This window comes from Streptomyces sp. FIT100 (genome assembly GCF_024584805.1).
Lineage (GTDB): Bacteria > Actinomycetota > Actinomycetes > Streptomycetales > Streptomycetaceae > Streptomyces.
Genome location: NZ_CP075715.1, coordinates 911,445 through 925,759 on the forward strand (window position 1 = coordinate 911,445; position 14,315 = coordinate 925,759).

At 69.0% G+C, this 14,315-nt stretch carries 9 protein-coding genes; 4 read left to right on the forward strand and 5 right to left on the reverse strand.

What is annotated here, in order from left to right:
* Window positions 1-168 precede the first annotated feature (168 nt).
* Entirely contained in the window at window positions 169-696 is a 528-nt protein-coding gene (locus KK483_RS03910) for a nitroreductase family deazaflavin-dependent oxidoreductase (RefSeq protein ID WP_262003729.1), read from the forward strand.
* A gap of 139 nt (window positions 697-835) precedes the next feature.
* On the opposite strand, the gene KK483_RS03915 is transcribed toward KK483_RS03910, so the two are convergent.
* From KK483_RS03915 to KK483_RS35455, 5 genes are all read right to left on the reverse strand, one after another.
* Window positions 836-1,474 carry a hypothetical protein gene (locus KK483_RS03915; protein WP_262003731.1) on the reverse strand — a complete coding sequence of 213 codons (639 nt, stop codon included), beginning with the start codon at window positions 1,472-1,474 and terminating at the stop codon, window positions 836-838.
* A 96-nt stretch (window positions 1,475-1,570) separates the two neighbouring features.
* A complete protein-coding gene (locus KK483_RS03920) occupies window positions 1,571-1,846 on the reverse strand; it encodes a hypothetical protein (RefSeq protein ID WP_262003732.1) in 276 nt (91 codons plus the stop codon).
* Between the two features lie 34 nt (window positions 1,847-1,880).
* The gene (gene nhaA, locus KK483_RS03925) at window positions 1,881-3,197 is read right to left on the reverse strand and encodes a Na+/H+ antiporter NhaA (RefSeq protein WP_262003734.1); all 1,317 of its coding nucleotides are present in this window, start codon (window positions 3,195-3,197) and stop codon (window positions 1,881-1,883) included.
* Between the two features lie 261 nt (window positions 3,198-3,458).
* A complete protein-coding gene (locus KK483_RS03930) occupies window positions 3,459-4,994 on the reverse strand; it encodes a sodium:alanine symporter family protein (protein ID WP_262003735.1) in 1,536 nt (511 codons plus the stop codon).
* A gap of 225 nt (window positions 4,995-5,219) precedes the next feature.
* The gene (locus KK483_RS35455) at window positions 5,220-5,543 is read right to left on the reverse strand and encodes a hypothetical protein (RefSeq protein ID WP_399013244.1); all 324 of its coding nucleotides are present in this window, start codon (window positions 5,541-5,543) and stop codon (window positions 5,220-5,222) included.
* A 422-nt stretch (window positions 5,544-5,965) separates the two neighbouring features.
* Here KK483_RS35455 and KK483_RS03940 point away from each other — a divergent pair, with 422 nt between their 5' ends.
* From KK483_RS03940 to KK483_RS03950, 3 genes are all read left to right on the forward strand, one after another.
* Entirely contained in the window at window positions 5,966-6,571 is a 606-nt protein-coding gene (locus KK483_RS03940) for a hypothetical protein (RefSeq protein WP_262003736.1), read from the forward strand.
* A 59-nt stretch (window positions 6,572-6,630) separates the two neighbouring features.
* Window positions 6,631-8,676 carry a flotillin family protein gene (locus KK483_RS03945; RefSeq protein WP_262003739.1) on the forward strand — a complete coding sequence of 682 codons (2,046 nt, stop codon included), beginning with the start codon at window positions 6,631-6,633 and terminating at the stop codon, window positions 8,674-8,676.
* A 94-nt stretch (window positions 8,677-8,770) separates the two neighbouring features.
* Window positions 8,771-13,678, forward strand: coding sequence for a DNA repair ATPase (locus KK483_RS03950; protein WP_262003741.1), 4,908 nt, complete (start codon window positions 8,771-8,773; stop codon window positions 13,676-13,678).
* Window positions 13,679-14,315: the final 637 nt, after the last annotated feature.

Below are 14,315 nucleotides of genomic sequence, written 5' to 3' on the forward strand. Positions count from 1 at the left end.
GTGACAGGCGGTGCGTGCGCTCCCCACCGGCCGCCTGGCACCGCTTCGCAGACAGCCGCAAGATTTAGCCTATGCAAAACTTTCACTTACGAAGCATCCGGCGTCGCGCCCTGTTACCGAACCGAGGCCAACAAACCGAGGCCACAACGCAGGAGTGACAGAGGAGACATGAAGCCTTCAGCCCATGGACCGGTCAGGCGGCCGAAGCCGCCGACCGGCTGGAAGCGTTCCCTTGCCAGGCTTCCCATCCACATGTACCGGATCGGCCTCGGACCGCTGTTCGGCAAACGGCTGATGCTCCTCATCCACACGGGCCGTTTCAGCGGGGTCACCCGCAAGGTGATCCTCGAGGTCGTCGAACACGATCCGAGGGCCGGGTCCTGGACGGTGGCCTCCGGATTCGGCACTCGGGCCCAGTGGTACCGGAATCTGCGCCGTACCCCTCAAGCCACGATCCAGTTCGGCAGGCGCTATCACGCCGTCACCGCACACTTCCTCCCGGCGGAGGAGGGAGCCCGGACGATGGCCCGATACGCCGAGGCTCACCCGCGCACGGCACAGCGCCTCTGCGCCTTCATGGGCCTCCCCTCGGACGGCACCCCGGAAGGCTTCCGCCGGGCCGGGGAGCAGATCCCCTTCGTACGCCTGGAGCCCAGTCCCGCCTTCCGGAGCGCCGCGCAGAGCGGGAGGCGCTGAACCGGGAGGCATCATGCATCCGAACCGACGCGCGACACGACCCCATGTCCCGGTGTGGACGATTGCGATCGTCGTCGCGCTCCGCGCCACCGTCACGCCCTTGCTGATCGCGGTAGCGAGCTACTGCCTCCTCGTCGGCTCAAGAGGCCAACCTGTACGAGCGGACGACGGCGATCGCGCTCAGCGCGCCCAACGCCGCACCGACACCGATGGGCTCCGTGAGAGGCTGGGAGAGCGCGCCAGGTCGGCTTATCCCCCGCGGGGGCACCTGCCCCTCGGGGTCGTACACGATGCCGATCGTGTCCCCAGGGCCCGTGGTCGACTCGCATCCCCGCCAGATCTTCACGGAGAGGGGCGTGCCGTCTGCGTGGCGCACCGCGCAATAGCGCCTGCCGGGGGCCTCGTCCCCACGCGTGGCCACGGACGTCACGACGACGCTCTGCGCTTGTCCGCGCCACAGCAGCACGGCCTCCGACGCGGCCTTGGGCGCCAGGAAAGCCCAGCTCACACCAAGTACCGCAATGACCCCGAGAAACGCGCGGCCCGCCCCGATGACACCAAGGAAGAGCACGAGTCCCAGAGCGACGACAACCCCCGCCTCGCCGGTCCGCAGCATCGCCGAACCGGCGAGCGTCCCGGCGACCCCCGGGCCGGCAATGACCACGGCCCCGACGAGCCCCACCGCCAGTCCCTCCGCGACCAGCCAGTGAGGCGGCCCTCCGCCGTACTCGGCAGGCCCCCACAGGGCCGCCCGGATCGGACCCTTGGGTCTTGGCATCGCCCTGTGTCTCCCGCGCCCCATGCTTGCATTATGCAAATGAAGTCAACTTCCTCTGACCGCAGGGGGCCGAACGTCCTACGGCGCTTCCCGGGCTCAACGACGGGACGGGCCGGATGAACCACCCACGATGAACGCGACGAGGATTCCGGCGAGGACAGCCCATGCCAACGCGGCGTAACCGCTCGACTGCCAGCCGATGAGGCCGAGAGCAGCGCCGCTCCCGGCACCCACGCCGATCGCGCGTGGACTTCCGGCATCTGCCCACTGCCTCCGTGCACTGCCGGGCTCCCGAAGCTCAGTGATCGCGGTCCTGACCACCAGCGCGGCGATCACTACAGCCACCGTCAGGAGCGCCACGGGTCCGTTCACGGCTCCCCCCTCCCTCTCTCGCTACGTCCCTTTCCTACCGGTCGGTCCCCGGAGCAGCAGGTCCGGTTCCGGCACGCTCGTAGATGTCGGGGATGCCGTTGGCGTCCTCGTCCAGCGTTTCCTCTTCGTACAGGCGGCGGTAGATCTCGTTGCGGCGTTTGATCAGCACTGCGGCCAGACCTGCCGCGAGCAGCGACCCGATGAGAACCGCCGCCTTGATGTGCTCGGCGTCGGCCGGGTCTGGGAAGGCCAGCTCGCCGATCAGCAGGGCGACGGTGAAGCCGATGCCCGCGAGGACGGCGAGCGCGAGGACATCCGCCCAGGCCAGGTCGGGATTGAGCCGGGCCCGGGTGAAGCGTGCGGCCAGATATGTGCCGACGAAGATGCCCAGGGTCTTGCCGACGACCAGTCCCACCACGACCCCGAGCGGCTCCGGTTCGGTGAAGACCTGGGCCAGCGCTGCACCGGAGACTCCGACACCCGCGGCGAACAGGGCGAAGAGAGGCACCGCGACGCCCGCCGAGACCGGGTGCAGAAGGTGTGAGGTCCGTTCCGCGGGTGAAGCGGCCTCGCCCTTGTCGCGGGTGGTGCGCAGGATCAGGCCCATTGCCACTCCGGCGACGGTTGCGTGGACGCCGCCGTTGTACATCAGCGCCCAGGTCGCGACGCCGAGCGGGACGTACCACCACCAGCCCGTCACGCGCAGGCGCTGGAGCACGTAGAAGACGGCCAGTCCTGCGAAGGCTCCTCCCAGGGCGAGGAAGTTCAGATCGCTGGTGAAAAAGATCGCGATGATCAGGATGGCGCCCAGGTCGTCGACGACAGCCAGGGTGAGCAGAAAGGCGCGCAGCGCGGAGGGCAGGTGGGTGCTGAGGACAGCGAGGAAGGCGAGGGCGAAGGCGATGTCGGTGGCCATCGGTACGGCCCAGCCGTCCAGCCGGCCCCCTCCGGCCCCGGCGGTCGCGGCGTACAGCGCGGCGGGTACCGCCATGCCGCACACAGCGGCGATCACCGGCAGGGCGGCGGTGGCCGGTGTACGCAGCTCGCCGACGACGAGTTCTCGTTTCAGTTCGATGCCCGCGACCAGGAAGAAGACGGTGAGCAGGCCGTCGGCGGTCCAGTGTCCGACGGAGAGGTCCAAGCCGAGTGCCGGTATCCCGAAGTGGAAGTCGCGTATCTCCTCATACACGCCGCTCCATGGAGTGTTGGCCCACACCAGGGCCACCACTGCGGCGACGAGCAGGACCAGTCCGCCGACGGTTTCAGTCCGCAAGGCCTGGGCCACGGCCTTGCGTTCCGGCCACGGCAGCAGGCCGAGGAAGGTGGAACGCTCGCGCGGGGCAGCGGACATCGAAGGGACCTCCGGGGGGCATCGACATGAGGGCACACTGCCCCTGGACGCCGACCAGACTTCCCGGCACACCCCGCGTCCGAATCCATCGCCCGAAGGCGGTTCATTAACGCGTTGCTAACACCCTAACCGGCTGGTCCAGATCCCGCCAGAGCTCTATTCACCTGCGGAAACGTGCTGGGAAGGCATGACGAGCGGGCCCGTCCACACCAAGGCGCGAGGTGTGCACGGGCCCGCTCAGGAGCCGGGCCGCGGGGGCGGTCAGACGGTGGTCTTCACCGGCTCCTGGTCTTCGTCGGACTCATCCGCGACACCGGACTTGCGGGCGCGGACGAACTCCAGGAAGGAGTTCAGTTCGCGCTTGACGACCGGGGCGAGGAGGTAGAGGCCGATGATGTTGATGACGGCGAGCATGAACAGCACGGCGTCGGCCATGTCGATGAGCGTCTGCAGGGTGAGCAGCGAGCCCGCGACGGCGAACAGCGTGTAGAGGACCTTGTACGTCAGCTCGCTGGCCTTGCTGCGGCCGAAGAGGTACGACCACGCCTTGAGGCCGTAGTAGCCCCAGGTGAGCACGGTCGAGATCGCGAAGAGCAGGACCGCGACGGTGAGGATGTACGGGAACCAGGGCAGCACCGTGGCGAAGGCGTCCGAAGTGATCGTGACGCCGCCGATGGACTCGCCGGCGCGCGCCTCGGCCCAGCTGGCCGGGTTCGCGATCACGATCGTCAGCGCGGTCATGGTGCAGATGACGACGGTGTCGATGAACGGCTCCAGCAGAGCGACCAGGCCCTCGCTGGCCGGGTGCTTCGTCTTCACCGCGGAGTGGGCGATCGGCGCCGAGCCGAGGCCGGCCTCGTTGGAGAAGGCTGCCCGCTTGAAACCGATGATCAGCGCACCGATGACACCGCCCGCGACACCCTCGGGGGCGAACGCGCCCTTGATGATCGTGACGACGGCGTCCGGCACGGCGGTGACGTGCACCAGGATGACGACAAGACAGGCCGCGATGTAGATGCCCGCCATGGCAGGAACCAGCTTGCTGGTGACGTTGGCGATCGACCGGATGCCGCCGAGCAGGACGATGCCGACGAGCGCGGCGACCAGGACGCCGAAGAACAGGGCGCCGGCGGAGGAGCCGATGACGCCGTCCTCGCCGCCGGTGACGGAGACGAGCTGGGCGTAACTCTGGTTGACCTGGAACAGGTTGCCGCCGAAGAGGCCGAAGAACAGCACCATCGCGGAGGCGAGGACTGCGAGGACCTTGCCGAGCTTCAGGCCGCCGCTGCCGAAGCGGTCGGCGAGGCCCTTGGGCAGGTAGTGCATCGGGCCGCCGGAAACGGTGCCGTCGGCGTGCACCTCGCGGTACTTCACGCCGAGCGTGACCTCGACGAACTTGGTGGCCATGCCCAGCAGACCGCACAGGATCATCCAGAACGTGGCACCGGGACCGCCGATGGAGACGGCCACCGCGACACCGGCGATGTTCCCGAGCCCGACGGTGCCGGAGACGGCCGCGGTCAGGGCCTGGAAGTGGTTGACCTCGCCGGCCGAACCCTTCTCGTCGTACTTGCCTCTCACCACGTCCACGGCGAGCCGGAACTTGCGGATCTGCACGAAGCCGAACCAGCCCGTGAAGACCAGACCGGCGACGACGAGCCAGGCGACGATGAGCGGCAGATCGGTCCCGCCGACCGGAACGGCGTAGAAGACGACTTCCCCGAGCCACTTGGCGATGGGTTCGAAGAGTCCGCTGACGGCTTCGTCGACGGACGTGGTGATCGAGTCGAGTGACACTATGGCTACCTCGGTGGCGCAGGACCGGCACACGCGAATGCACCGGATGATGTGCGGGCTTTGGGTGAACGCCGTTGTCCGACGGCGACCCTGGGTAGCGGCCCGCGGACTCGGACCTGGCTACCCCGGTCGTGCAGTGGCCGGTGCGCGCCGGCGATCCGCGACACGGCGTTGGGGCACCGTGCTGGGGAGTTGCGAAGTTCTAACACACCCTTTACGCATCCTTTAGTGATGCAAGTCACATGACGCCGCGTAGTCACGGAAAAGCCCAGCAAGCGAGACCAGACCGTTATTCACACAGCCACATCCGCTGACCGAACGCCGCCGCCTGACCAGGCCCTCCGGCCGGCACCCGTCACTGCACACCACACCCCGGAGACCGCTCAGCGGATCGGCGTACGGCTTGGCGCCTTGCGTCAGGGCGACGGCGTGGGCTTTGGAGAACAGGAACCCGAAGCGCTCTGCCCGTTCCGCGACGCGGCCCTGGTCGCTGCGTCCGTAGAGCAGGTCGTCGATGGACTCGCGGCGCGCCGCCTCCTCCTGGCGCACCGCGAGAGGCTGTGCAGCACGCTCGTGGCCCCTCCGCGAACGCGTCCACAGCTTGCTCACAGCGGTCAGCAGATGCTCGGCACCGGCCGGCGTGAGTCCAGGCCGGATCACCCGGGCGGCTGCGGGATGAGCTCGGACCAGCGTGCGCGGTCCGAGCCTCGCCCCGTTTCCTGACACACCGATGGCGACGTCCTGACACGAACGTCAAGCGTGGCATGTGCGTCCCAAGTGGCGGGCACCGGCATCAAGGAGGCGTAAAGACTGCCGGAGAGCGGCAATGTGAACAGGCTTGCCCTGCTGCCAAGATGTGAAGGCGAGGGCAGAGGGGAGCGCGCCCCTGCCGGAAGCCGGAAGGGAGTGCTCTGCTCCGCGTTCCGGTCGGATGTGCGGCAGAGCGGTCGTCGTGTGAAGGGGGATGACGGATGGGCGAGTTTCTTCGGGCTGCTTTCGGATTCCCCACAGTGCTGTTCACGTCGGCGCTCGTGGTCGTGATCGGCTTCTGGCTGCTCGTGCTGCTCGGCGGCGCCGAATCCGACACCTTCGACACGGACGTGGACACCGACGCGCTGTATCTCGGCGGTGTGCCCGTCGCGGTGTCGGCCTCGCTGGTGATCGCCCTGTCGTGGTTCGCGGCCTTCACCGGATCCGTGCTTCTCGCCCGTACGTCCCTGTCCGGAGCCTTGCTTCACCTGGCCGGCACGGCGCTGCTCATCTGCTCGGTTCTCTTCGCCTGGCGGTTGAGCAGCGTGATCGCGGGGCCGCTGGCGAAGCTGTTCCCCGATGAACGCGGGCCGTCCCGGCAGGACTTCGTCGGGTCGACGTGCACCATCCGCACGGGGCGGGTGGACGGGGGCTTCGGCCAGGCGGAGGTCGTCGCACGGGACGGCTCAACGGCGGTCGTCCAGGTCCGCCAGAGCGGCAGCGATGCGCTCGCTCTCGGCTCCACCGGTCTCCTGTACGCCTACCACGACGCCGGCGAGTTCTTCTGGGTCGCGCCCTTCGACACGGCGCTGGACCCCCGCGCCTGAACCCCACGGCCTGCGCCGCCCCTTCGCTTCCGTCACCACCTCTCACTCGGGGATTCCTCATGGATGCCATCACCCTGGGCATCGGCCTGCTCGTCGCCGTTGTCCTGCTCATCGCCGTCGCCATGCTGCTCGTGATCAGCCGGCTGTTCCGCAAGGTGGAGCAGGGCAAGGCGCTGATCGTCTCGAAGATGCGAAAGGTCGACGTCACCTTCACCGGGCAGGTGGTCCTGCCCGTGCTCCACAAGGCCGAGGTCATGGACATCTCGGTGAAGACCATCGACATCACCCGGACCGGACGTGACGGGCTGATCTGCAAGGACAACATCCGCGCGGACATCCGGATCTCGTTCTTCGTCCGGGTGAACAAGACCGTGGAGGACGTGATCAAGGTCGCCCAGGCGATCGGCACCGCAAGGGCGAGCGACAAGGAGACGCTGCAGGACCTGTTCAACGCCAAGTTCTCCGAAGCGCTCAAGACGGTCGGCAAGCAGCTCGACTTCACCGACCTCTACACCAAGCGCGACGAGTTCCGCGACCGCATCATCCAGGTCATCGGCACCGACCTGAACGGCTACAGCCTGGAGGATGCCGCGATCGACTACCTGGAGCAGACGCCACTGGCGCAGCTGGACGCCTCCAACATCCTCGATGCCCAGGGCATCCGCAAGATCACCGAACTGACGGCGGTCGAGCACGTCCGCACCAACGAGTACCAGCGGCACGAGGAGAAGGAGATCACCCGGCAGAACGTCGACGCCCGGGAGGCCATCCTGGAGCTGGAGCGCCGTCAGGCGGACGCCGAGATCAAGCAGCGGCGCGAGATCGAGACCGTACGGGCCCGGGAGGAGGCCGAGACCGCACAGGTGGCCGAGGAGGAGCGGCTGCGGGCGCAGAGCGCTTTCCTCAAGACCGAGGAGCAACTCGGCGTCCAGCGCGAGAACCAGGCCCGCGAGGTCGCCGTCGCCCAGAAGAACCGCGAGCGTGTCATCGCCGTCGAGAGCGAGCGCATCGAGAAGGACCGGCTGCTTGAGGTCATCGCCCGGGAGCGGGAGACCGAACTGACCCGGATCTCCGCCGAGAAGGAGGTCGAGGCAGAGCGCCGCGAGATCGCCGAGGTCATCCGGGAGCGGGTCGCGGTGGACCGCACGGTCGCCGAGCAGGAGGAGTCCATCAAGAAGCTGCGGACGGTCGAGGAGGCCGAGCGCAACCGGCAGGCCGTGGTCATCGCCGCCGAGGCCGAGGCGCAGGAGAAGCTGGTCAAGGACATCAAGGCGGCGGAAGCCGCCGAGCAGGCCGCGGTCCACCGGGCCGCCGAGGAGCTGACACTCGCCGAGGCGCGCAACAAGGCCGCCGACATGGACGCCCGCGCCAAGGTCCGTCTTGCCGAGGGCATCCAGGCAGAGGCTGCCGCCGAGGGCCTGGCCGCGGTCCAGGTGCGGGAGAAGGAGGCCGACGCCATAGCGAAGGCGGGCCGCGCGGAGGCCGAGGCCACCGCGGCCCGGCTGAAGGCGGAGGCCGAGGGTGCCCGCGAGAAGGCACTCGCCGAGGCCACCGCCATCGGCGAGAAGCTCAAGGCGGAGGCGGCGGGTCTGACCGAGAAGGCGGCCGCGATGGCCGCGCTGGACGAGGCGTCCCGTACGCACGAGGAGTACCGGCTGCGTCTGGAGGCGGAAAAGGACATCCGGCTCGCCGGCCTGGACGTGCAGCGGCAGGTCGCCGAGGCCCAGGCCACGGTGCTCGCCACCGGTCTGGAGAACGCCGACATCAACATCGTCGGAGGCGAGTCCGTCTTCTTCGACCGGCTGATGTCGTCGATCGCTCTCGGCAAGGGCGTGGACGGCTTCGTCCAGCACTCCGAGACGGCCCAGGCCCTGGCCCGCCCGTGGCTGGACGGCTCATCGTCCTTCACCGACGACGTCACGAAGGCTCTGGGTGCGGTGTCGACGTCGGACGTACAGAACCTCACCGTCTCCGCACTGCTGATGAAGCTCATGAAGACGGGCGGGGCCCCTACGGCTCAGCTGAGCCAGCTGCTCGACAGGGCGGGCGAGCTCGGCCTCGCCGACACCCCGCTCGCGGCGCTGAACGGCACCGCGAAGAGCTGACCGCCGAGGGGGGAACGTCGGAGGTCCCGGAGCCGCCGAACGGGGGTCAGCGGCTCCGGGACCTCAACCACACGCACGAGGGAGTGAGATCGGCATGGACAACCGCGGGGGCGGCATGGACGCCGGAACCTACGAGGTGCTGCGCGACCGGCTCGACGCACAGACGAGAGAGCTCGCCCGGCGCGCCGAGGCACTCAACTCCGCCCGCATCGCGGAGTTCGGTGCCGGCGAGCTCGCCCTCACCGGCACCGAGCGCATCAGTACAGAGTCATCCTGTGTGGCCCGTGACATCGTCGCCCTCGGCGACAGACTCCTTCTCGGCCACAGCACCACCGCGGCGCTGACACCCCGGACCACGGTCGGCGACGTCTTCTCGCTGTACGACCGTGACCTGACCCCGCTTGCGGACGACGGTATTCCAGGCCTTCTCGACGACGCGGACTTCGTACGGGAATTCGCTGCCCTGTGCCGCTACTACCAGGGGGCACGGCTCCACCGGATCCGTGTCGTCGACGGCAGGCTGCTTGCCGTCTTCCGCACCGGTGAGGACGCCGGGGACATCCGGGTCCTGCGCTGGGAGGTCACCCCTGCCGGAGGGGCACGGTTCCTGGACGCCCGCGGCGAGCGTGATCACGTCGTGCCACCGGCCCATGACGTGACCTGGGTGGAGACCACTCGCGACGACCATGTACTCGGCCGTCACCCGCACATCTCCATCTGCGGCGAGGTCTTCGTCACGACGATGGGCGGCGCCCTCACCGTCAAGACCGACGACGACACCGAGTCCGGCGAGGGCATCCACAGCGAACCCGTCGACGAGCCCATGCAGTCGCTCGCCGACGTGGACGTCGCGTACGCCCGCGTGGGTGCGCTGATCCTGCTGCGCGTCCGCCCGTACAAGGAGGCGAGCAGCCGCCACCTGGTGTTCAACACGCTCACCAGGTCGGTGGTCAGGCTCGACGGCATCGGGCAGTCCTGCCGTCGGCTGCCCGCCGACCAGGGCGTCGTCTTCCCCGGCGGATACTGCCTGTCCACAGGCACCGTGAAGACCTTCGACACGGGCACGGCGGGCGACCTGACCTTTGAACGCGCCATGCGCTCACCCAACGGCGAGGACGTGCTGTACACGTTCCACTCCCGTGCCGAAGGCCAGAACCTGCTCCTCCCCTACAACCTGATCCGCAAAGAGGTCCCCAGTCCACTCCCCTGCCGGGGATACGCCCTCTTCGACGACGGCACACTCGTCATCCTGCGCACACCCGACACGGACGAGCCCTCACGTGCGCACCTCGTACAGGTCTGGCGGAGCCCGTACGTCTCCGACGCCCACGCCGCCGCGACCCCGCCTGGATCCGGACCGCTCGCCAGGATCGGCAACGCCGACCTGGTCCGCGGCCTGTCCGACTCGCTGGCCATCGCACGTCAGGCCACCGAAGCCGCGGCGACGGTCGAGATGTACCAGGCCCTTGTCGCCGACTGCACCCGTACCGCCGACGCCCACCACTGGCTGGGTGACGCCGAGACCGGGGATCTGCGGACCCCGTTGGAGGAGGTGCGGGTCACCGCCGAGCAGGTGCTGGACGAGTTCCGGACCGTGCAGGACCTGACGAGGCAGGCCGCCGACGCGCTGGCCGAAGCCGCTGCACAGATCGCCCGTCTGGTCCGGCGTCTTCGTGGCGAGGCACCGGCCGATGCCGAGGAGTGGGTCGCGCGCATCACCGAACTGCGGCAGGCACAGGGCCGCCTGATGACGCTGAAGGAGATGCGATACGCCGACGACGAGCCCATCGAAGCGCTCGCCCAGGAGGTCGATGCCGCCATCGACCAGGCCGCGAAGCGGGCCGTCGACTTCCTCCGGCAGGAGGACTCCTTCACCGGCTACCGCGCGGAGACGGAGAAGCTCACCTCCGACGCGGAGGCCATCACCACCGCTGCCGAGGCGGGGCCGGTCACCGAGCGGCTGGACGAGCGGGCTTTCGGACTTCAGTCGCTCGCGGAAGTCGTGGCGGGTCTGGAGACGGGTGACGCCACCGTGCGCACCTCCATTCTGGAGCGGATCGCCGAGGTCCTCGGCGGCGTCAACCGCGCCCGCGCCGCTCTGGCCGGTCGTCGGAAGGAACTGCTCGACCGCGAAGGCCGGGCCGAGTTCGCCGCCGAGTTCTCCCTCCTCGGACAGTCCGTCACCGGTGCGCTGGCCGCCGCCGACTCCCCGGAGAACTGCGACGCCCAGCTCGCCCGGCTGCTGCTCCGGATGGAGAACCTGGAGTCGCGCTTCGCCGACCACGACGACCTCCTCAACGACATCGCGAACAAGCGGACCGAGGTCTACGAGGCTTTCTCCGCCCGCAAGCAGACGATCCAGGACGCCCGCGCCCGGCGGGCGGAACGGCTCGCCGAGTCGGCGGAGCGTGTCCTGGAGACGATCTCGCGCAGGACGGCGTCCCTGGGCGGCCTGGACGCGATCAACGCGTACTTCGCCTCCGACCCCATGGCCGCCAAGGTGCGCCGCACCGTCGAGGAACTGCGCGCACTCGGTGACCGGGTACGCGCGGAGGAACTGGAAGGCCGGCTGAAGGCCGCCCGCCAGGAGGCGGGCAGAGCGCTGCGTGACCGCACCGAGCTGTTCGCGGACGACGGAACCACCATCAGGCTCGGCCGTCACCGCTTCACCGTCGGTACGCAGAGCCCCGAACTCACCCTCGTCCCGCACGGGGACGGGATGGCCTTCGCCCTGACCGGAACCGCCTACCGCGCCCCAGTCACGGACCCGCGGTTCGCCGCGGGCCGTCCGTACTGGGGCCAGCTCCTCCCCTCCGAGAACGACGAGGTCTACCGGGCGGAACACCTCGCCGCCAGGCTGCTGGCCGAGCACGGCGTCCCGACGCTCGCGGACGCCGATCTGCCCGCTCTTGCCCGGCAGGCCGCGGAAGCGGCGTACGACGAAGGGTACGAACGCGGGATCCACGACCACGACGCGGCCGCGATCCTGGCCGTCGTGCTGCGCCTTTACGAGGGCGCCGGGCTGCTGCGCCACCGAGCCGCCGACCGAGCCGCGGCCCAGCTCTTCTGGACCTACGGGGCCGCACCGCGGCAACGCGAGGCGTGGGCCCGCCACGCCGTATCACTGGTGCGGGCACGCGAGACCTTCGGGGCGGCCCCGGCACTGGACGCACTGCGGAGCGAACTGGCCGACGCACTGTCCGACTTCACCGCCGCGGTTCCGGGCCCGCGACCGCACCGGTGCGCGGCCGCAGCCGCGTACCTGGTCGAGGAACTCGCCACCGGGGCCTCCTTCACCACGAGCTCGGTGGCGCGCACCCTCCTCGACAAGTTCCGTCGCGCGCTCGGCTCATCGCCGTACGACGAGGACGTACGCACCCATCTCGCAGCCGGGGACGTCGCCGCCGCGCACCGGCTCGTCGAGGGCTGGCTCGTCTCGTACGCCGGTACCTGCGGTGAGGACACCGACCCGGGTGACCTCGCCGAAGCCGTCGCGATCGAGCTCTGCCCGGACCTCGATCGCCACGACGCCGACGCTCCGCTGACCGGTCACGTCAGCGGTCTGCTCGGCACACACCCGCGGATCGACCGACGCCGCCTCACGGTCCGCCTGGACGAATTCCTCACCCGGACCGGCGACTTCGCCGAACGCGTGGTGCCCGGTTTCCGTGAGTACCAGAAACTGCGTACCCTCCTCGTGACCGCGGAGCGTACCCGGCTGCGCCTGGACGAACACCGCCCCCGGGTCATGTCCTCCTTCGTCCGCAACCGCCTGGTCGACGAGGTCTACCTCCCCCTCGTCGGGGACAGCCTCGCCAAGCAGCTCGGCGCAGCCGGAGACGACAGGCGGACGGACAACAGCGGACTCCTGCTGCTCGTCTCCCCGCCCGGCTACGGCAAGACGACGCTCATGGAGTACGTCGCCGACCGCCTCGGCCTGCTCCTGGTCAAGGTCGACGGCCCGGCTCTCGGCCACGCGACGGCCTCACTCGATCCTGCCGACGCACCCGACGCCGCAGCCCGCCGGGAGCTCGAGAAGATCGGCTTCGCGCTGGCGGCCGGAAACAACGTCCTGCTGCACCTCGACGACATCCAGCACATCTCGCCCGAGCTGCTCCAGAAGTTCATTCCGCTCTGCGACACCACCCGCACGCTGAACGGCCATGACCTGCGCGGCAAGCGATTCGCCGTCTGCATGGCCGGAAACCCCTACACCGAGTCCGGACAGCGCTTCCGGATCCCCGACATGCTCGCCAACCGCGCCGACGTCTGGAACCTCGGCGAGGTCCTGACCGGCAAGGAGGAAGCCTTCGCGCTCAGCTTCGTCGAGAACGCCCTGACCTCCAACCCCGTCCTCGCCCCGCTCGCCGCCCGTGACCGCGCGGACCTGGAGCTGCTCGTCCGCCTCGCCGATGAGGACCCCACGGCCCGACACGACCAGCTGATTCACCCCTGCACACCGGCCGAGCTCGACCTCCTCGCCGTACTGAGACACCTGCTGACCGCTCGGGCAACCGTCCTCGCCGTCAACAGGGCATATATCGCCTCAGCGGCCCGGACCGACGCCACCCGTACCGAGCCGCCCTTCCAACTCCAGGGCTCGTACCGCAACATGAACAAGATCGCCCAGCGCATCGTCCCCGTCATGAACAGCGCCGAACTCTCCGCCGTCATCGACGACCACTACACCGGCGAGGCCCAGACCCTGACCACCAGCGCCGAGGCCAACCTCCTCAAGCTCGCCGAACTGCGCGGCACCCTCACCCCTGCCCAGGCAGCCCGCTGGGCGGAGCTCACGTCCGGATACCTACGGCGCCAGGCGCTGGGGGGACCGGAGGATGATCCACTCACCCGCGCCGTCGCAGCCCTCGGCCTGCTCGCCGACCGCGTTGCTGCGGTGGAGTCGGCGATCGTACGGGCAGCCGACCCACACCCCGACCGTGAGACGTCACGTGCGCGGCCCGCGTCGAGGAACATCGCGGGCGAGGAAGGGCGTATCTGAGCGGCCCGAGCGGCTCCGGGCCCATGAGGGGCCTGAACTGCCCGAACAGGGCGCCTGACACCTCATCAGAACGAGTATCAAGGGTGTTGTCCTCCGTGAGCTGGAGGCATCCTCTTCGAGCAGGGATCGAGCCTCGGTATGCCGGAGCCGCATGCTTCAGGACGCGACAGAACCCCCGGCTGGGCCCAGCCAGCGGGGGTTCTGCGTCGCCTGTTCTGTCACACGCGTGTCACGAACACCATCGACACACCTGGACCACAAGGATCCCGCCTACGTGAACGGCATCGTTTCGGACCAGGTGGAGGTCAGAAGACGGTTGACTCCCTGTGCCATGTGGTACTGCGAGGCCCACTCGCCAGCACCACGGATTGCTCGCCAAGATCCGGACCAGGTGCGGACCAACTCAGCCTCGCACCAGACGTTTCCACTCTTTGTCGCAGGTCAGAAGCGAGGTCAGGCGTGTACCACCAGCAGACACAGAACCTGCTGGTGTCATGACGGGCCCCCTTCGCGATGTAACCCACCGTGCCTTTGCCCGTTCTCGGGTACACCGGCCATCAGGTCTCCCTGATCTCCCGGGGCAGGCCGTTCCTGGGGAGAATCTGGGGAGTACGGGCGGCGCTGGGGAGCACGTGGG

What these genes read in the sequence shown, in the direction of transcription:
- KK483_RS03915 (WP_262003731.1), bottom strand. Translation starts at nt 1,474, where the DNA reads ATGCCAAGACCCAAGGGTCCGATCCGGGCGGCCCTGTGGGGGCCTGCC.
- KK483_RS03940 (WP_262003736.1), top strand. Translation starts at nt 5,966, where the DNA reads ATGGGCGAGTTTCTTCGGGCTGCTTTCGGATTCCCCACAGTGCTGTTC.
- nhaA (WP_262003734.1), bottom strand. Translation starts at nt 3,197, where the DNA reads ATGTCCGCTGCCCCGCGCGAGCGTTCCACCTTCCTCGGCCTGCTGCCG.
- KK483_RS03945 (WP_262003739.1), top strand. Translation starts at nt 6,631, where the DNA reads ATGGATGCCATCACCCTGGGCATCGGCCTGCTCGTCGCCGTTGTCCTG.
- KK483_RS03950 (WP_262003741.1), top strand. Translation starts at nt 8,771, where the DNA reads ATGGACAACCGCGGGGGCGGCATGGACGCCGGAACCTACGAGGTGCTG.
- KK483_RS03910 (WP_262003729.1), top strand. Translation starts at nt 169, where the DNA reads ATGAAGCCTTCAGCCCATGGACCGGTCAGGCGGCCGAAGCCGCCGACC.